The sequence below is a fragment of the Bacillus sp. SH5-2 genome, assembly GCF_008368905.1.
Taxonomy (GTDB): domain Bacteria; phylum Bacillota; class Bacilli; order Bacillales; family Bacillaceae_G; genus Bacillus_A; species Bacillus_A luti.
This window is the reverse complement of record NZ_QOSD01000019.1, coordinates 140,306-159,691: the sequence shown is the minus strand read 5'-3', so window position 1 is coordinate 159,691 and position 19,386 is coordinate 140,306. Positions and strand designations below refer to the sequence as shown.

The window sequence follows — 19,386 nt, the reverse complement described above, 5'->3', positions numbered from 1 at the left end:
CCTTCTCTCACGTTATATTTTTATCAAAAACAAATACCGAAACTGCAATATCCTCTTCTACTTTCATATCTGAGAACAAATTCACTAATTTCGCTCCAACAAGTTCCTCCAAATGTTCACGGGAATTCGCAGCATACACTTCTTGAATCATTTTTGTTCTAGCCATATGAACCATTTCCGCACCGTCCATCGTACTTGAAATGAATTTTTCAGTAGGTGTTAAGTTCCCATAAAGTGTTGCAATCGCCATATTTTCAGCAAATACAGTATGAATCCGTTCTGGTCCTTTTCCGAAAAGTTCCTTTCGAAGTTTTCGTATCATATCATTAAATTCATGTACTTTTTTTGACATACAGTCATACCCCCAAAAACACTCATTTTACTTTCGTATATATTTTACCAAAATGACCCTTTCATCCAAACTATTTCATACGAATATTTGGACGAAAAGGTTCACTTCATGAAGGTTACTCGTCTTTTAATCCTTTACCCATACCTTTTAAGAAATGAAGCCCAAATCCGATGGCACGGTTAATGTCTGGATCTTTCAATACTTTCATAAGATCGAATACACCCACTTTTTTATTACTCTCTAGATGTTCATTACCTTCTTCTAGCCCTACTAATAAGCTACCTATAAGTTTTTTCGTAAGTTCCGGATCAAGTTCTGTTAATGCACCAGCAGCGCCCATCATATTATTAATTAAATTCGTAACAGGTTTACGAGTTACTTGGCCAAGAACAATTTTTGCGATTGGCTCTTTCGCTTTCAGCATAGAATTTGCCGCTTCTAGCATACCAATATCATTCAATTCCCCTACTATATTAAACATTTGATTTAGAGCATCTTCATTATTAGCTAGAAGCCCCTTTAAATCATCTAACTTTTGCTGTTTTATTTCTTCTTCAGTTAATTCTTGTCTTTGAATCGCTTTTATAGGTGCAGCCATATTTTTCTCCTCCTACTTATCCGTTAAATGCACATACCCTGGACGTGCCCACTTACGATCTACCTCAATACCAGCTTGAGGATGACGTTTTTTATTACGTGGGTTCGCTTTTGGCATCGGATTTTCGCCATCAATTTCTAGCACTTCCATACGCACTTTCGTCTGTTTATAAGCAGGTGTGTTCGTGCGTAAGTCTACAGCAGGACCTGTTAAGAAATTAATTGCTGTTTCATTATTTGTAGAGTTCATCGGTAAATATAACTCATTCGCTTTTACACGATCTGTAACGAGTACACGTAATTTTAATGCCCCAAAAGGAGAGACAAGACGAACTAATGAACCTGTTTTCACTCCACGTTCTTTTGCAAGTTCTGGAGAAACTTCAACAAACACACCAGGTACTTTCGTTTGAATGCCTGTTGATTTATTTGTCATATTCCCTTCATGGAAATGCTCAAGCATACGACCATTATTAATGTGAAGATCGAACTCAGCTGGGAATTCAGCTGGACGTACCCAGTCAGCAATCGCAAAACGAGCTTTTTTATCTGGGAAGTTAAATCCATCTTGGAAAAGAAGGGGTGTATTCGTTCCATCAAAACTTCCCCAATGGAAACTATTCCATCCTTCCAGTACTTCATAATTCGCTTGTGAAAATAGTGGTGATAAACTTGCCATTTCAGCAAAGATTTCACTTGGATGACTATAATTCCAATTTGCACCTAATTTATTCGCAATTTCCTGCACGATCCACCAGTCTGGTTTCGCATCTCCAAGCGTAGGTAGAACTTGATACAACCTTTGAACACGGCGCTCTGTATTTGTGAAAGTACCTTCTTTTTCAAGAGACGGTGCTGCTGGTAATACAACATCTGCATATTGAGCAGTTTTAGAAAGAAAAACATCTTGCACAACGAAGAAATCAAGGCTCGATAACACTTCATGTACATGGTTCGCATTAGAGTCTACAAGAGCCATATCTTCTCCGACAAGATACATTGCCTTCATTTTCCCTTCTTCGATTGCATGAAGCATTTCAATATTATTAAGACCTGGTTCACTAGCAATTTCCACTCCATATGCAATTTCAAATTTCGCACGTTCCATATCGTTAGTAACGTGCTGATATCCTGGAAGCCAACCTGGTAAAGTTCCCATATCACAAGCACCTTGTACGTTATTATGACCTCGAAGCGGGTACGCACCTGCTGCTGGACGACGATAATTCCCTGTTGCAAGAAGTAAGTTTGAAATCGCAGCGGAAGTATCAGACCCACCTGTATTTTGCGTTACTCCCATACCCCAAAGGATACATGTACCATCTGCATCACGAATCATTTCAGCCATTTGAATAAGTGTTTCTTTTGAAATACCTGTCATTTCTTCTGCATATTCAAGCGTATATTCTTTTAGACTTTCTTTGAAATCTTCAAAGAAGTTTACGTTTTCATCAATAAATTGTTGATCGTGCCAACCTTGATCAATCATATATTTCGTAACAGCCATTAACCATACTTGGTCTGTTCCTTGTTTTGGGCTAACAAAGACGTCTGAACGCTCAGCCATTTCTGTTTTACGAAGATCAGCTACAATTAACTTTTGACCGTGTAACTTATGCGCCCGTTTAATGCGTGTAGCTAAAACTGGATGACCTTCTGTCGGATTACATCCTACAATAATAACAAGACCAGATTTGGCAATATCTTTTATCGTTCCTGCATCACCACCCATACCAATTGTACGGAATAATCCGTCTGTCGCTGGTGATTGACAATAACGTGAGCAGTTATCAATATTATTCGTTTCAAATACTTGTCGAGCTAATTTTTGAATCACATAATTGTCTTCATTCGTAATTTTAGATGAAGAAATAAAACCGATAGCATCTTTACCGTACTCTTCTTTAATAGATCCTAGTTTACTTGCAACTACATTCAATGCTTCTTCCCATGTAGATTCAACAAACGTTCCATTTTTACGAATTAAAGGTTTCGTAATTCGTTCTTTAGAATTTACGAAATCCCAACCGAATTTTCCTTTTACACAAGTAGAAATTGCGTTAACTGGTGCATCAGAAGAAGGCTGTACTTTAAGGATTTTACGCCCTTTCGTCCACACTTCGAATGAACAACCTACACCACAAAATGTACATACTGTTTTTGTTTTCTTCGTACGAGTATCACGCATAGCCGCTTCCACTTCTGATACCGCAAAAATACCGCTATATCCAGGCTCAACTTCTTTAATTAAATCTACCATCGGTTCAAGAATATCTGGTTTTAATCCCGTCATAAATCCAGCTTCACCGAGCATCGTTTTCTCCATTAAAGCGTTACAAGGGCAAATCGTTACACATTGACCGCAACTAACGCATGAAGAATCATTAATATTTACTCCTTCATCCCAAATCACTCGTGGGCGCTCCGCTTCCCAGTCTATCGATAATGTTTCATTTACTTGTAAGTTTTGACACACCTCTACACATTGACCACATGCAATACATTGATTAGGGTCATAGCGATAAAACGGATGCGTCATATCAACTTCACTTACATCTACTTTCGGTTCATAAGGATATTTTTGATGTTCAATTTCCATTAATTCTGCTGTATTATGCAGCTTACAGTTCCCATTGTTGTTGTCACATACTGTACAGTATAATAAATGATTTTCTAGTAACCGATCCATCGCCTCTGTTTGTGCTTCTTTTGCACGAGTAGAATTACGTTCAATGTTCATACCTTCCGTCGCTACTGTCGAACAAGAGCGCATTAACTTTCCGTCAACTTCTACAATACAAGTGTCACATGTTTGAATAGGATCTACTTCTGGCACGTAACAAATTTGCGGATGTTCAATCCCGTTCTCATTAATAATACCCAATATCGTTGAACCGGGCTCCGCTGTATAATTTTTTCCGTCAATTGTAATATGAACCATGTTGTCATTCATGGTCTTTCCCCCTTTTTGAGAATAAAAAAACTCCACCACGAAAATATACGCACCACATTTCGGCACGTTATTATCATGGTGGAGTAGTTTATTAGCACATCTTGCTAAAATACCAATCCATTTATTCATAAATAAAACGATAGATTCATAACAGGTCATATCACGATTCCATCTTTAACACTGTTATTATATCGTTAAACTTAAAAATATACAATATAAAATTCAAACTACGCATATGTCCGCTTGGAACTATCCATAATAACCCATATAAAACATAACAAGGAGTAAGCAAACAAATGGGGTCTTTTAATAAATGGATTCGTGGTGAAAAATCTTTTTCTACCCAAGAGCAAGCTGATCATACATTAAATAAACCTATTTCTTCTTCTCTTCCACTTAACCTAAAGCACTTGTCCAAACTGTTTAGTGGTATTCCAGAATTAATTACACGCACTTTCCCGTTAAAAAACGGACAAGAAGCTGCACTTATATATATGGAAGGACTTGTAGACAAAACTGTTATTAACGTAAACATTCTTCGTCCTTTCTTATTTAAAGAGTGGAATGAATACGATTTTTGGGAAGCCTCTGTTTCAATCGGAAATATAAAAAAAGTTCAGAAGTGGTCCGACATTGAACAGTCCCTTTTGCATGGTAAAAGCATTTTATTTATAAATGGACAACTTTCCGCTTTAGAACTTGATACGCAAGTGGCGGCTTAGTATCTACAGAAAAGTTACAGCTCATTTTATTTAGCACAAATTTTTTAAAACAAGAAGGGGCTATGCCTTACCTCGATGTTTGGTATCGTGATCCTAAAAACACTGGAAACATGCGCATGGTTGCAGTAGACGGTCCCATTTCTTCAGTTATATATAGTAACTTTAAAGATAAGCCCGCCCTTCCCGAGTATTTAACAGATTTAATTAATACGAACAAACTGTACAATCGGACCGTTTTTACGACATTCCATGAATTTCACAGGCAAACTTTTAATAAAGGTATAACACCTGCTATTTCAGAAATAAAAAAAGGTAAAAAAGATGTTATCGTTACCGGTTCTGCGCTATTAACTTCTCGCGGAATTTATAAAATGTCATTAAATCGTTATGAAAGTGCCCTTCTTCTTTTGTTACAAAAGAAAGCTAATACACCGGTTTCGCTTACATTGAAGATCCCTTCTACTTCAGTTGAAAGTAATAGTGATTTAAAAGATACCGATGGCGGCGATTTCGTAACAATAAATGTTCTTAGCATGAATCGTGATATCCGTACAGACTATAGCGATAACCACTTCAAATTTAATGTTAAAATGGATTTAAAAATTGCTGTATCTGAACTTACATTCAATATGGATATAGACAAAGATAGAAAAAAATTAACTTCTCTTATTACAAAACAACTAAACAAAGATTTGAACGATTTAATCCACAAAATTCAAAAACAACAACTTGATCCATTCGGATTTGGTGATTATGCGAGAGCATTTCAATATAAAGAATGGAAAAAGGTTGAAGATGATTGGCCGAGTGCCTTTTCAAAAGCTAACGTGAAAGTAGCACCTACTATTAAAATTTTAGAAAATGGGATTATTAAATAGCAAAAACACGCTACTTGTTCTTATACGTTTAAAGAATAAGTAGCGTGTTTTCATTTCCATTACAAATATTATTTCAACAGACTATACTCTATTTCCATTTCTAACATTACTATGTTTTTTAGCATATACAAAATATATGAAAACACCTATTATAATCCATGCCACAAAACTAATTAAAGTAAGCTTAGAAAGGTTCAAAGCTAAATATATACAACTTACTATTGAAACGATAGGTAAAAAAGGTACTAGGGGCGCACGGAATGGCCTCTTCATATTAGGATGTGTCTTTCTTAATACAATGACAGCTATAGATACAAACACAAATGCTGTTATCGTTCCCATATTAACTAAATTAGCTAATAAATTCAAATCCACTAATCCCGCTAATAAAGCTGCTAGTATACCTGTAACCCACGTATTAAAAAATGGAGTTTGTAAACGTTTATGCACACTTGAAAGTCTTTTTGGTAACAATCCATCTCGACTCATCGAGTAAGATACACGAACAAATGCAAACATAGCTACTAACAAAACTGTTGTTAGCCCTGCTATTGCTCCCACCGATAACAATCCAGCAATTCTATCTTCTCCTACAGTGCGCAACGCATATGCAACCGGATCAGCAACATTTAATTCCATAAACGGAACCATTCCAGTTAACACGAATGAAACACCTACATATAGAACGGTACAAATGAATAAGGAAACAAGTAACCCAATTGGCACGTTACGTTGTGGACGCTTCACTTCCTCTGCGGCTGTTGCAACTGCATCAAATCCTAAAAAAGCAAAAAATACAGTAGCAGCGCCTCCTACTACACCGTGAAAGCCAAACGGTAGAAATGGTTGCCAATTCTCTGGCTTTACATATTGTGTTCCTACAACAATAAATCCTACAATAACAGCCAGCTTAATAATAACCATTATATTATTTATTCGTGCACTTTCTTTTGCACCACGACTTAATAAAAATGTAACAACTAAAATAATAAGAACTGCTGGTAAATCAATAATTCCACCCTTCCCCATACCAGGTGCCGAAGCAAAAATTGTAGGAATGTGAATATTAAATCCTAATAGCAGTGATTGAAAATACGCTGACCATCCTGCTGCTACCGCAGAAGTCGCTAGTAAGTACTCCAACATAACGCACCAACCGACTATAAATGCAAAAATCTCACCTAGTGTCATATATGTATATGAATATACACTTCCCGAAACTGGAACTGTAGATGCAAATTCAGCATAACAGAAAGCTACGCACGCACATACAATCGCCGCTAATATAAACGATAATACAATCGCTGGGCCAGCATGTTTCGCCGCTACAATACCTGTTAATACGAAAATTCCTGTACCAATAATTGCTCCAATCCCTAAAAGAGTTAGGTCAATGGCACCTAAAGTTTGATTCAATACTTTTTTCTTTTCTACATCCATTGTTTTCTTTATTAAAAGACTCATTCATTGAAACCTCTTTTTCAAGTTTATCTCTTACTTATTACAATCTTTATTACTGTTCTGTTTAGAAAATAAAAATATACATGATCCACTTCCCATGAACTAAATAATTCGACAAAAGTCATAAAAATCAATCTTTTTCAACTGTAGTGAATTTTAAAACAATTAATTCAGCAACAAACCACTAAGAACGCTGATTGAATTTATCATATAATTAATTATATTGTCAACAATAAAATTAATTATATGAAATGGTTAATTATGTATCAAATGTTGTTTTTAAACATGATTACTTTCTTGAAAACATTGTTATTTCCTATTTTTATATTTATATTCATTTTTTTATATTGATTTTTATACATTTTTCATTAGATAGAATGTAAGAGACGTTATCATATTTTTAACTAAATTTTTCATTTTATATAATACATTAGATAGAATGTAAGAGACGTTATCATACCTTTAACTAAATTGTTATTTACAATTTAGTTAAAGGTATGCAACCATTTTAAAGCTAATAAAAAAGCGCAGATTTTCATCTGCACTTTTTTATTCTTCTACTTCAGCTTCTGTACTACTATTTTTAAGTTGTTCCTTCTGAGCCTCTTCTTGTAGCTCAGCTGAAATCATCCCATAATAAATTTCTGGATATAATCCAAATATTTGATATACACTTCCTAAAAACGGCATCGGAATCCCTCTTTTCTAAAGTTGTATTGCCACTCTTAAGGATTCCCTTTTCACTCATTATACATTCGTTTTTGGCGATTCTTCTTCATCGTGAACGTGTAATAAATTTTGCCACTTTTTATACGGTGCACTATTTGGATCCACATATCCTTTCGCATACGAACGATCCCACAATTGTTTAATAAACATTTCTTTTTCTTTCTTCGCAACCATATCAGCACCAGTACCATAATAGTTTTGGAAGTATAACTCAATTTCATCCAGGAATAATCTTAATAATTCATCAGAAGTTTCTTCTAACGTCGGATCATATTTCGCTTCACGATCATACATTAAAATCATATCTAAAATATTATGGACATGCTCTTTACGAAGCCATCTAATATCTTGAGCACCTAATACGAATGGATGTGTATATAAATGTCCACCTTGTATCATCGCCTTTTCTTGTTCTTCTTCAAATCTGGACAAGATGTTTTCATAAATGAACGGATTATGAAGCAATGCTCTGTGTAGTTTATAACTTTCGCTTGAAATATTTTTGCCCATGGACTGAATTAAGAAGCTACGTCCCACACCGTTATATTGATACACAAACTGCCCATCAACAGCAACTAAACTAATCCAGCGATACATATACGCGTATAGAAGAGCTCGATTACATTTATCGTAATCTAATTTTGTTTGAGTCGCATTCAAGTCTGGCATAAAGGCCGGTAAGTGCCAATACTTATCTAAATGCGGTGTCAAACTAGATTTTTTACTATTTAATTTATTCACTCGGCGATAATATGATTGGAAGTAGTCACCTTTATCATTCATAAAGCCGTTTGCAATATGCCCTGATGATAATTTAGGAAAGTCTTGTAGCGACAAGCCGTAATGTGCCCGATAACAGATTACTTCAAATGGCGAAAAGGCTTCATGTACTGTATCTTTTTCTTTAAACATCTCTTGAATTAATTCCTCTTGCAGTTCTTTCTTTAAAGAAGGATGTATACCCCAATATTGTAATTCCCTATGATGGGAAACTTTCGGCACGAACGGACTTGCTAAATGGAACAAGTCTTCAATTTTTTCACGGACATATTCATCACGATCACGCTTCTTATAATCCGCTTCTTTTCGTAATGCCTCTACAATATTCAGCTCTAATTTATCACGATAGCGTACTTGTAGTTCATCATAACAATAGCTCAGTATATGTTCACGGTAGAAATCTTCAACCTTTTTCGACTGAATCTCTTCCGTTTTCGCATCCCTGCAATATTCCCCGTACAAACTCATATAAATTTCCGCAGATATATCTTTTGGTAATACACCTAAATTTAAATGTTGCTGCATATCTTGCCAAATCTTTTCTTGTAACTTCTCTTCAGCTAATACGTATACATTCGTTGGATTTGTCTTCCCTTCAAATTCCTTACTTCGTTTTTGAATTTCAAATAATAAATTTTCACGTGTCTCGTGCAAATTATCAAAAAACCTTTCCCAATATTGAATCATTTTACTAACTGCTTGATATAGTGATTGATACACAAGTTCTAATAACATTTCTTTACGATACTCATTTAATTTGTGTACATATTGCATTACGATGTCTTCAAACTCTTTTTTGAATAGACGTTGCTGATTATTAACCATTTTTCCAAACCAGCCTTGTTGCTGCGCAATTTCAACGCGGCGGACAGCGGTTACCGTTCCATCAACATTACTCACGTTAAATTTCTTATCGTAGTTTTGAATTAAATTACGCTTTTGTTCATTGTTTTCATGGAGTCGATTCATTTTTTCTACTAACTGCTTTCGAATTTCGTATAACATAAAACGGGCTGCTACTGGATGAACAGGGTCTGTCTTCTTTAAAAACCATGTATTCAATTGATATGACTGTCCTTCAGATCCACTTTGTGAAAAACGGTCCGATTCAATCATGTCATATAAAAGAGTTGTTACATGTTCATGTACACGACTCGGAATCGCATACGCATATAAACGAACCGCATGATCAACCCTCGCTACTTCCCCTTTCATTTGTTCCATCATTTTCAGTTTCGCAGCTGAAATTTTACACTCGTGCTGTAGACGATTTAATTCCTCGTCTTTTTGCACCGTACGCTGTACATAGCTTTCTACAGCTTCTAAAAACAGTTTAGATTTCGCAACACCGACCTTACCACCCTCCGCTCCTTCACGCGTTTCATTATACATTTGTCTATAGAAAATATGAGCCTGTTCTGGGCGAGTAGCAAGATGTTCTAAGTCTTCTAAATAACTCTTCCCACGCTCTGGCTTTTCACGCTGCATACCACGTTTTACATCTTGATCGTATCTTTGTTTCTTTTCTTGAAACAATTGATCTAAATGAAGCCACGATTCATCTAAACCTTGCACAGCCCATTTTAAAGCACAATATTTTAACACGTGCTCATATGGATAAATAATCTTTGCCGTTCCTGCCCCGCAATACCGCCCTTTCCCACTCGATTCTGCTAATTGTTGAATTTGATTATCTTCCTGCGCAAAATGATTTGCAGACATCGGACTAAATAACTGTAAATAAATCGTATTTGCCATTTGCTCCATATAATCTGATAAATTGTGCAGATGGTGTCCATGTAGATTTTCGTAATCGTATAAGAAACAATAATTGTACGGTAAATGATGTTGTTTAATCGTATGATTCGTTCTTCCATCTTCATCTACTTGATCAGGTCGATATTCTAATTCAATCGTCACTCCGCCACGTTTTGATAATTCCCCAGTAGAACCGAGTGTAATGGCATGTAATTCTTTTAACGATGCATAGCCGTTTGCTTGCACCGTTTCAAACTCTTTCGCACTAACTGTTCTTGTCTTCACTAAAACATCAGGCATTAAAAACGCACCACGTATTAAAATGTTGTGATGCTGCAGTTTTTTCCGAAGCATTTCACGTAAATATAATGCAATTTGTAGAAACATCCCTGAACCTGTTCCGCCCGCTAGTGATGTTACTATAATGACACGCACTCCATATTCTGTTTGATCGCTTGTAACCGGAAAAATCTTCTCAATTTCTTGCCAAAAGGACGTCAATTTATCTTCTTTCATTGCAGCACGTAACGCTAAACGTGAAATGACGCGCAATTGTCCTGCTCCTTCTGTTAATGGTTTATCAAGTATAGTTGGATCCATCGGAAACCACTCTGGAATCGTTGGATCTCCCGCAATATACTCCCTGGGCGTTTTACTAGAACTTGTTTGCGTCTTAAACTTTCGAATATGATCAAATTTACTCAATGTATTCACATCTGTATCAAATACGTGCATTGCTACTTTTTTTCGGCGCTCCTCAGGCAGCCTTTCATATATTTGATGTGTCACAGTACTACCGATTCCACCTAAACCAATTAATATCGTTGGAACTTGTAACGTCATGTGAACCACCTTCCTATTCTTGCTTGTTTGAAAAGAGAAGGGAAAGATAATACGCTCCTCTTTTCCCATCTACTATTCACACTCGTATTTGTAAATCTCCTTACCATATCCTCTATCAATTACTAAAAGTTCATTTGGATATAGTGTCTTATGTTCCAATCCAACCTCATCTTCTGTTATAAACATCCCATCAATAATCATTCCTACTACTTGTGACTCTTTCGCTACAAAGATAGATTTCGATCCTTTCTTTGCTATAAATGTAACGGATTGCACAGTCTTTCTTTCCGCTCTAAACGGGATACCAAAATAATGTTTCCACCACTTATTTCGAAGTAATTCTGGTTCAGATTGATATAGCCAATCTTTTGCTACTTCTTGATCCCATTCGTAATATAATAGTGCTTTCCGGTGAAACCTCGGACGAATAATCCAACCTAAAACGATTATTCCTACTATTAACAGTAATAAAGTGATCGGAATAACAAGCTTAAAAATAAGCGCATACTTTTCATAAAACGGTGCATTTTGAATGTGAAGTGATATTTTTTTCTTTACTTCTTGTAACTTTGAATCCTGCACTACGATGGTAGCTTCTACGGTGCCGGTATCTGTAAAATTAAACGTGTCGGAGTAATGAGGACGAGGGTAAACATAAATTTGATTACCATGTTGCTTTATTTCATAGTTGATTGATTGTTCAGATGTGACACCAGTAGATTTTAATAGTTTCTTTACAGCCTCTTCTGTCATCGGCTTATCATCTAACTCTGGTTGTAATATAAATGGTTTACTATTCTCTAAATTCGTTACTTTTTCTTCATAATCTTTCGTAACAGTTTGAAGTGATAATTTAGGCTTTTCAGTTGTTTCGATTTTAAATTCTTTCGTCTGTCTATAAAATCCTTTTATGTTCATATGAACTTTCCCGCGTACTAATCCTTTAGTAAGCTTCGTTTCGTAATAAAACACATGCCTTTTATCGTCCCACTTCATCTCATATTGCTTTCCGTCTATTTCTACTTCTGCTTGGAAGTAAGAAGACTGCACTGGCAACTCAGTAGGTTTTGCTTCAATAACGGCTGTCACATCTTCATGCATTTCCTCAACATTTTTTCTATTTTTATCCGCTTTGTCATAAGTAGAAACAGTATAGTTAAGCGCGGGTTCGACTAGTACTTGTAACCCTTCTTTCTCAATGTCCCGGTCCACTTCTATCGTATAAGTTCCTGGTTTAATAACTTCCTTATTTTCCGTACTGATATGAACTATATTTCCGAATAATTTAGCTTCGCCTGGTGCATGTATGGAAAAAGAAGATTGTAATTGTAACGGTTTAGAAATTTGTGTAACCTGATAATTAGACAAAGAAGGCGATTGTCGTACCAGCGTCATACGCTTTAACGGAAATGGTGTTGTAATCTCTACTTTCTTCCCTACTACTTTCGTTTTTACAATCGATTCAACAGAGGAGAACGGATCACGATTTGCAACTAATGCTGCCACTTGATTGACACTTTTTACAATACCATCCTCTCCACTAGATGGCATCGTAACCCCATTTATCTCTTTCTTCCATATTTCTTTAAACGTATTTAGTTGTTCCTTTTCTTGCTGTCCTAAATCCTCTTCCATCGTAATTAAAATTGGATGTAACGATATCTTTTTTACATCCATTTCTTTCTTAAACTGTGCTAACTTCTGTGTAATTTGTTCTTTTCCACCAACCTTATCTTTTTCCAAATCATTAAATGCCCCGTCAGTTAAGACAATAAGCCAAAATTCACGTTTCCCATCTATATCTGCTTCCTTTTTTATAGATTGCATCGCTGTTTCTACTGCGCTAAACGGAGTATTTAAATACGTTTTCCACGCTCCAATTCCCTCAATTTCTGTTTGTCTCTTATCCTTCGTTAACGAAATGTTTAATGGATCATTCGGCTTGCTCATTGGAACATAAGAAAATGTATCTTTTTCATCTAATAGCGCAACCAAACTTTGCAAAGCGTAATTGGCATATTTCCAGCGATCGTTATTTCTCATGCTGCCCGAATCGTCATATACAAGTGAAACGACCCTTTCCTTTGCCTCCTCTCCTTTTGCAAAAGCTGATAAAGGTAAACATATAAATAGAAACAACATGAACGTGGCACAAATTCGGATTTTCATGATGAGGCTTCGCCACCTTTGTAGACAAATTCCTATGTTTAAATTTATGAGAGGAAACAAGATATATGACTTGTATTTTAGGACAACTAACTCATCATAACTTTATTATGTAAACAGAAATATACAGTTAGTAATATTTTCTCTCCCCTTACTTATCAAATTATATAAGTAAAAAAAGCCTGTTTAAGTTCTACACTTAAAACAGACTTTTCCTACTTTTCATATGGAAAACACACAGCAAAAAGTTTGATTTTAAATTAATACATCACTTCAATTGTAAATCCACCAGGTGCTTTAACATAAAACGTGTACGCATGTGCACGTTTAGGAGGTTCGACCAAAAATCCATCCTCCTTCAATCTTTGATTCATCTTATTTACTTGTTCTTCACTTTCTTGAGGAAACCCTACATGAAATGTTTGCGGATAATGTACGTCTTTCCCTTTCATTAACGTTAATATAAACCCATCATTATCACGCATAACCGCAAAGCCATTTCCCCTTGCTCCGCTACAAGTTAAAGCAAAATACTTTTCTAAAAACTCTCTCGCAGCTACTACATCTGCAACTGTTAAATTAAGATGTTTAATTCCCAACCCAACACCTTCTTTCTTAATTTTCTAACATTTTACCATACAAATAAAAAACACGCCTTTCACAGCGTGTTTCATTGCTTCACATACACTTCAACAACCGGATTCTCTTTATGATCCGCATGTAAGCGTATATTCTCTTCACTCGCACTATAAATACTAGCTAATAACATAATCGTTAACACATTAGGCGTTTTTGCATCGCTCCCATATTTCCTTTCCAGCGCTTCCTTATATTCAAAATCCAAGTCCCCCTGCACATATGTATACACTTCAAATCCATCTTCTAAATTGCAAACTACCGTATCAATAATATCTGCCCCTACTTGTTTTTTCATTTCATCTCGTAACGCTTCAATAAATGCTTCCCATGGTACTTCGTATGTCTGAAACTGATCTGTAGATTTCATTGCCTTTTCCTCCTTACTATATCCTTTTCCTATATTCCCCCTTTCACATAACAATTATGATAGATAGGTCATTCGTACAAGCCGCACTTGTCCCCTTTACATATCGTATTACTGTAATGCGGAAGGAGGAAAGAACATGCATAGACAAAAATGTTATGATACATGTCGGCGGTACTTTGGAAAAATTGTTCGGATTGAAGACCGAGATGGCCGGGTTCATTTAGGAAAAATAATTGATGTGACAAGAGACTCTGTATGGATTGAACCAATGCAACAACGCTCATCTTTTGATACAGGATTCGGATACTATAACGCATATGCAAACGGTGGTTGCGACCTTTGTGGTGGCCTTAGCAGATGTGATAGTTGTGGATTTGGTTGTGGTGGCGGATTTAGTAGCTGTGGCTGCGGAGGTCGTGGTTGCGGTAATTGTGGTTGTGGAGGCGACTGGGGCGGCGGTTGTGGCTGGGGCGTTGAACTCGGATTTGGTTTTATCTTCGGAATTACTTTAGCTGCACTATTTTTCATTTAATATATAAAAGAGTTGACTATATTTAGCCAACTCTTTTTCTTTACTTTTCACATATAAATATGCGATGCCCTAAAACATGTTGGTACATAAGTCTTACATGTTCATGCTGTACCCACGCCTCATATAAATCATTTGGAATATATGATGATACATTCCATTCTGGCTCTTCTGTGTAGCTAGAGATCGTTTCCGCAATTGTTCCACCGCCAGCAATTTTAACTCTTTTAAAATTTGCTTTTTGGAATAATTGTACCCACTCTCTCTCAGTTAATAGTTCTTTCATCCCATATAGCTGGGTAATTTTTCCTTCCTCTTTTTTCTCAATATGTGTATCAATAATCATTTCAATAACAACAAGCTTGCCACTCTTCTGTAATACACGATAGCACTCCGATATAGCTCTTTCTTTATCTGTAAAAGCTAGTATCGATTCCCCAAGCACAAACTCAAATGAATCGTTTAGGCAAGGTAATTGTTCTGCATCCCCTTGAATTAATTGTATATTCAATCCTTCAAACATCCATCTATCTTTCGCCTTTTGAATCATAATTTCATTCTTTTCAACCGCTGTTACTTTATAACCAAATCTTTTTGTCATATACGCCGCTGTTTTTCCAGTGCCACAACCTATCTCAAGAACATTCGCTTCATGTCTAAGAGGTAGTTGTTCTAACAATTGTTTCGTTAATGTAAAACCACCAGGATGAGCACTTCCTATTCCGTAATAAGCTAGAAAATCTATATATACGTTTCGTCTCATGGGATTCTCCGATACGATAAACTTAACTAAATCTATACAATTCAATCAAATTTATACAAGTTAGTGCTTCACCGTGTTCTCGCAACCCCGAAGGGACGAGGGGTATAACACTCCACACGAGGCAGTATCGTTACCTCCTATTATCAAGCTTTTATTTTACCCATCTTGATAAATTTATCGCAGCATTTACATCCCTATCGTGATGGCTATTGCATGGAACACAGTCCCATTCACGAATCTTTAAACTCCACTGTCCTTCTGATTGAACTGAATGGTCGTATTTTACGCCGCAACATGAACAAATCTTGCTTGAGGCGAACCATTTATCAGCTTTTACATACTCAATGCCATACTTCTCGCACTTGTATGATAAACATTGAAAGAGGAAGTGTAATTTTTGAAATGAAAATGCTTTCGATAGTTTTTTATTTTTTAACAGGTTCGAGATAGATAAGTCTTCCACAACAATCCTCATTGGTTTGGTTTTCACCAATTTAGCTGTTGCTTGATGGATATGGTTATTTCGGATATTCGTAATTTTCCTAGATAACCGCAGGTGCTCAGTTTTAGCTTTTTCATATCCGGCAGATTGAATTTTTACACCTTTTTTAAATCTCCTAGACATATCTCTTTGCGCTGATTTTTTCCTTTTCAAAAGTTTTTTAACTTTGGCATCTTTGGTTATATTTCGTTCTTTCATACCATTAGAAGCTACAAAAAGATCTTTTAAACCAACATCCACACCAATCGACTCATCGGTTAACCCTTGTGCTTCAAAGGATTCTTCGAACCCTACACTAATCCACCAGTGACGACCATCAAAGGTAACTCTTGGATTGGATGGTTTTTTGTTTCTTGGTAGTTGTTGGCTTGTTTTCACTTCTCCAATGGACTGCATATGAACTACTTTCTTTCCTATAATCAGTCTTTCATAATTGGCATACAATCCTTGGATTAAATCTTTTTTGGATTTATAAGAAGTGTGAGAACCATTTTTGTACTTTTTGAACGAATTTTTTCTCGCCTTATCAAAATCTTTTGAAGCCTGTTTGGGAACTTGTGCGTTGATGTCATTTAACCACTCATATCTCTTTCGCTTCTTGATCTTTGTAAATCGTTTCTGTAAAGCTAACTGTGAAACAGATTTTCCAAATAGCTTATAGTATCTATCACTCATTCTTTTACAATAGTTATAAGCGAATCTTGCAGCGCCAGCATGGTTTCTAAGCACTTTTTCTTGTTCAGGCGTTGGAATTAGTCTGACTTTCTTCGCCAATATCATCAGAATTTAACTCCTTTAATGAAAGATTTGTTCTTCTGAATAGTAGCGTGTTCCACCAGCATTCTCCTGAGACTACTCGGATGCAAACCTGTTAATTCTGATACTTGACTAACTCGTAAAAATTTCATTATTATTCTTACCTCATTGAATCTACCATAGCACATACGTTCGATAGATTCGATGAGGTTTGATAGATTTAATTAAATTTATCTCGTTCAACTAAGGGCGCAATTCCTTAGCCAGTTCTCTTATGAACTTCTCATGTTTTCACATGAGCGCAGACTATATGTTTATCTCTTTAGAGATAGAGGATTTTTCCACCACCATAGGCTTGTGATGTACTCTCGTCAGTTATACGAGATAGTCGTTGAACGTTCATCTTATCCATTTTGACTTAGATGATTCGAGGCGGAAGACCCATTGTTCTAGTGTTTAGGATTTAACCTTGCACGATCTGATTGATTTTTTCTGCTTTCGCGACATTCACGCTCGCTATTTCTAGCCACGTTGTAGTTCAATCAGCTTTAGGGATTGCCCGCAGTTAACCCTCACTACTAGCCAATCACTTGACTAGCAGGGCTTACTGATATATTTAATTAACTTTGGTTATAATTGGTTAAATAAATCATAACAGTTACTTACCCTTTTTTATTTTATATATTCGTGGAAAGAAGAAAAGTGCATAGAAAAAAGGGCGCATCATGTGCGCCCTTCATCTTATTTTTCATCACCGATATATGCCCATTTGTAGCTGTAATCTCCACCAACTGGATGGTGAACAATACCTTTTACTTTTGCTTTTTGAACGATAGCATCACCACGTTGGTATAATGGTGCAATTGCTGCGTCTTCAAGTAGCATTTTCTCAGCTTTCAGTAAGCTATCCCAACGTTCTTTTGTTTTTGTTAATAGCTCACCTTTACCTTTTGCTACAATTTCATCATATTTCGGATTTGAGTATCCAGTTTGGTTATGAGGTCCATCTGTAACGAACATATCAATGAATGTCATTGGATCTAAGTAGTCAGGTCCCCAACCAGCATAAGATAAATCATAATCTAAGTCAGACTCTAATTTTAATTTTTGTTTAAACGGCTGATTTTTCAAATTCACTGTTAAGCCTGGTAAGTTTTTCTCAAGCTCCCCTTTTAGGAACTCCCCTACTTTTTTCGCATTATCGCTATCATAGTTTAATAGCTCTACAGTTACTTGCTCTTTTCCAAGCTCTTTTTTCGCTTTTTCCCAATGCTCTTTTGCCTTTTTCAAATCAGTTTTTAAAATATCTCCATTTTCTTTACGGAAGTCTTTTCCGTCCGGGCTCTTAGCAAATTCTTTTGGTACTAAGTAATCTGCAGGTGTAGATCCGTCATTTAAAATAACATTCGTTAAACCTTTTTTATCGTATGCCATTGCAATCGCTAAACGTAAATCTTTGCTCTTTAACACAGTATCATTGCCACCACGTTTTTGGTTTAAACGTAAGAAGAATGTTGAAGGTGTTTTTTGTGTATAGAAATCTGGATTCGATTTATACTTATCAACAAATTCAGATACAAGTCCAGAACGATCAATTTGTCCACTTTCATATAAGTTAACACGTGTGCCGCTATCTTTTACTACGTTAAAATTGATTTCTTCTAACTTAACTGTTTTATTATCCCAGTATTGTGCATTTTTCTTTAATTTCCAACCTTCTTCATGTTTCCAGTCTGTTAATGTAAATGGTCCGTTGTATAGCGTTGTATCTGCTTCTAAACCGAATTTTTCACCTTTTTCTTTTACGAATTTTTCATTTAACGGATAGAATGTTCCGAATGAAGTTAATTCTACAAAGTAAGGAACTGGATTTTCTAATTCAACTTCTAACGTGTAATCATCTACCGCTTTTACACCTAACGTATCAAGTGGTGCTTTTCCTTCATTAATTGCTTTTGCATTCTTTACATCAAACATAATGTATGCATATTCCGCTGCTGTATTTTTATCTACCGCACGTTTCCAAGAAAATACGAAATCTTTCGCTGTTACAGGTTCTCCATTTGACCATTTCGCATTTTTATTTAATGTAAATGTATACTTTTTGCCATCATCACTCTTTTTATATGATTCAGCAACCCCTGGAGTTGCTTTATTATCTTTATCAAGTCGATATAAACCTTCCATTACGTTGTTTAAAGCAAGAAACGATACTTGGTCTGTCGCTTTCGAAGAATCCATAGATGGAATCTCTTGAGCCTCTGTTAAATTCAGTACTTGCTTCGCTGCTAATTTTCCGCCTTCTTTTTCACCGCTTTTCGGTGTTGTGCTTGCCTTGTCTTTTTCCCCTGATCCAGAGCAAGCTGTTAATGCCATACTCATTACTAAAACTGGTGCTACGACCGCTGTTAATTTTTTCATCTTTTTTCTCTTCATTTTCTTGTACCCTCCCCAATTATATGTACGATATTAACATTTAGAAACTCTCTGCTAACTTTCGTTATCAGAAAATTCTTATTAATTAATATTCTACTATTTTTTCGCGTTTTGTAAAGTAGTTTTGTAAAATTTCTAAATTTTTTCACTTTTCA

General features: G+C 35.9%; 13 protein-coding genes and 2 pseudogenes. 3 read left to right on the top strand and 12 right to left on the bottom strand.

Annotated elements, in window-relative coordinates:
- Positions 1-7: 7 nt before the first annotated feature.
- The 3 genes from DN410_RS14950 to fdhF form a co-directional block, all read right to left on the bottom strand.
- Positions 8-352 carry a Na-translocating system protein MpsC family protein gene (locus DN410_RS14950; protein ID WP_000039582.1) on the bottom strand — a complete coding sequence of 115 codons (345 nt, stop codon included), beginning with the start codon at positions 350-352 and terminating at the stop codon, positions 8-10.
- A 115-nt stretch (positions 353-467) separates the two neighbouring features.
- Positions 468-950, bottom strand: a complete 483-nt coding sequence (locus DN410_RS14945) for a helical membrane plugin domain-containing protein (RefSeq protein WP_149177091.1) — start codon at positions 948-950, stop codon at positions 468-470.
- Positions 951-962: 12 nt separating this feature from the next.
- Positions 963-3,902: a formate dehydrogenase subunit alpha gene (fdhF, locus tag DN410_RS14940; RefSeq protein ID WP_149177090.1), complete on the bottom strand. Its 2,940-nt coding sequence runs from the start codon at positions 3,900-3,902 to the stop codon at positions 963-965.
- A 296-nt stretch (positions 3,903-4,198) separates the two neighbouring features.
- Here fdhF and DN410_RS14935 point away from each other — a divergent pair.
- Positions 4,199-4,618 (top strand): annotated as a pseudogene (locus DN410_RS14935) (spore germination protein); the annotation flags it as partial.
- Positions 4,609-5,502, top strand: a pseudogene (locus DN410_RS28510) (Ger(x)C family spore germination protein); the annotation flags it as partial. The pseudogenes DN410_RS14935 and DN410_RS28510, both read left to right, overlap by 10 nt.
- 81 nt (positions 5,503-5,583) lie before the next feature.
- On the opposite strand, the gene DN410_RS14925 reads toward DN410_RS28510, so the two are convergent.
- From DN410_RS14925 to DN410_RS14900, 6 genes are all read right to left on the bottom strand, one after another.
- Positions 5,584-6,966 (bottom strand): amino acid permease, encoded by a 1,383-nt coding sequence (locus tag DN410_RS14925; RefSeq protein WP_149177088.1) that lies wholly within the window; start codon positions 6,964-6,966, stop codon positions 5,584-5,586.
- A 546-nt stretch (positions 6,967-7,512) separates the two neighbouring features.
- Entirely contained in the window at positions 7,513-7,653 is a 141-nt protein-coding gene (locus DN410_RS14920) for a phosphonate ABC transporter permease (protein WP_149177087.1), read from the bottom strand.
- Between the two features lie 57 nt (positions 7,654-7,710).
- On the bottom strand, positions 7,711-11,073 hold the full coding sequence (locus DN410_RS14915; protein ID WP_149177086.1) for a tubulin-like doman-containing protein: 3,363 nt from the start codon (positions 11,071-11,073) through the stop codon (positions 7,711-7,713).
- Positions 11,074-11,145: 72 nt separating this feature from the next.
- Positions 11,146-13,242 (bottom strand): vWA domain-containing protein, encoded by a 2,097-nt coding sequence (locus DN410_RS14910; RefSeq protein ID WP_149177085.1) that lies wholly within the window; start codon positions 13,240-13,242, stop codon positions 11,146-11,148.
- Positions 13,243-13,499: 257 nt separating this feature from the next.
- Positions 13,500-13,838, bottom strand: a complete 339-nt coding sequence (locus DN410_RS14905) for a VOC family protein (RefSeq protein WP_149177084.1) — start codon at positions 13,836-13,838, stop codon at positions 13,500-13,502.
- 71 nt (positions 13,839-13,909) lie between these two features.
- Positions 13,910-14,245, bottom strand: a complete 336-nt coding sequence (locus DN410_RS14900) for a hypothetical protein (protein ID WP_149177083.1) — start codon at positions 14,243-14,245, stop codon at positions 13,910-13,912.
- A 136-nt stretch (positions 14,246-14,381) separates the two neighbouring features.
- Here DN410_RS14900 and DN410_RS14895 point away from each other — a divergent pair, with 136 nt between their 5' ends.
- Positions 14,382-14,777 carry a hypothetical protein gene (locus tag DN410_RS14895; RefSeq protein WP_149177082.1) on the top strand — a complete coding sequence of 132 codons (396 nt, stop codon included), beginning with the start codon at positions 14,382-14,384 and terminating at the stop codon, positions 14,775-14,777.
- Positions 14,778-14,817: 40 nt separating this feature from the next.
- Here the strand turns inward: DN410_RS14895 and DN410_RS14890 are convergent, their stop codons facing one another.
- The 3 genes from DN410_RS14890 to DN410_RS14880 form a co-directional block, all read right to left on the bottom strand.
- Positions 14,818-15,537 (bottom strand): class I SAM-dependent methyltransferase, encoded by a 720-nt coding sequence (locus DN410_RS14890; protein WP_149177081.1) that lies wholly within the window; start codon positions 15,535-15,537, stop codon positions 14,818-14,820.
- Between the two features lie 151 nt (positions 15,538-15,688).
- Positions 15,689-16,819, bottom strand: a complete 1,131-nt coding sequence (locus DN410_RS14885; RefSeq protein WP_149177080.1) for an RNA-guided endonuclease InsQ/TnpB family protein — start codon at positions 16,817-16,819, stop codon at positions 15,689-15,691.
- Positions 16,820-17,536: 717 nt separating this feature from the next.
- Entirely contained in the window at positions 17,537-19,231 is a 1,695-nt protein-coding gene (locus tag DN410_RS14880; RefSeq protein WP_149177079.1) for a peptide ABC transporter substrate-binding protein, read from the bottom strand.
- Between the last annotated feature and the right edge of the window lie 155 nt (positions 19,232-19,386).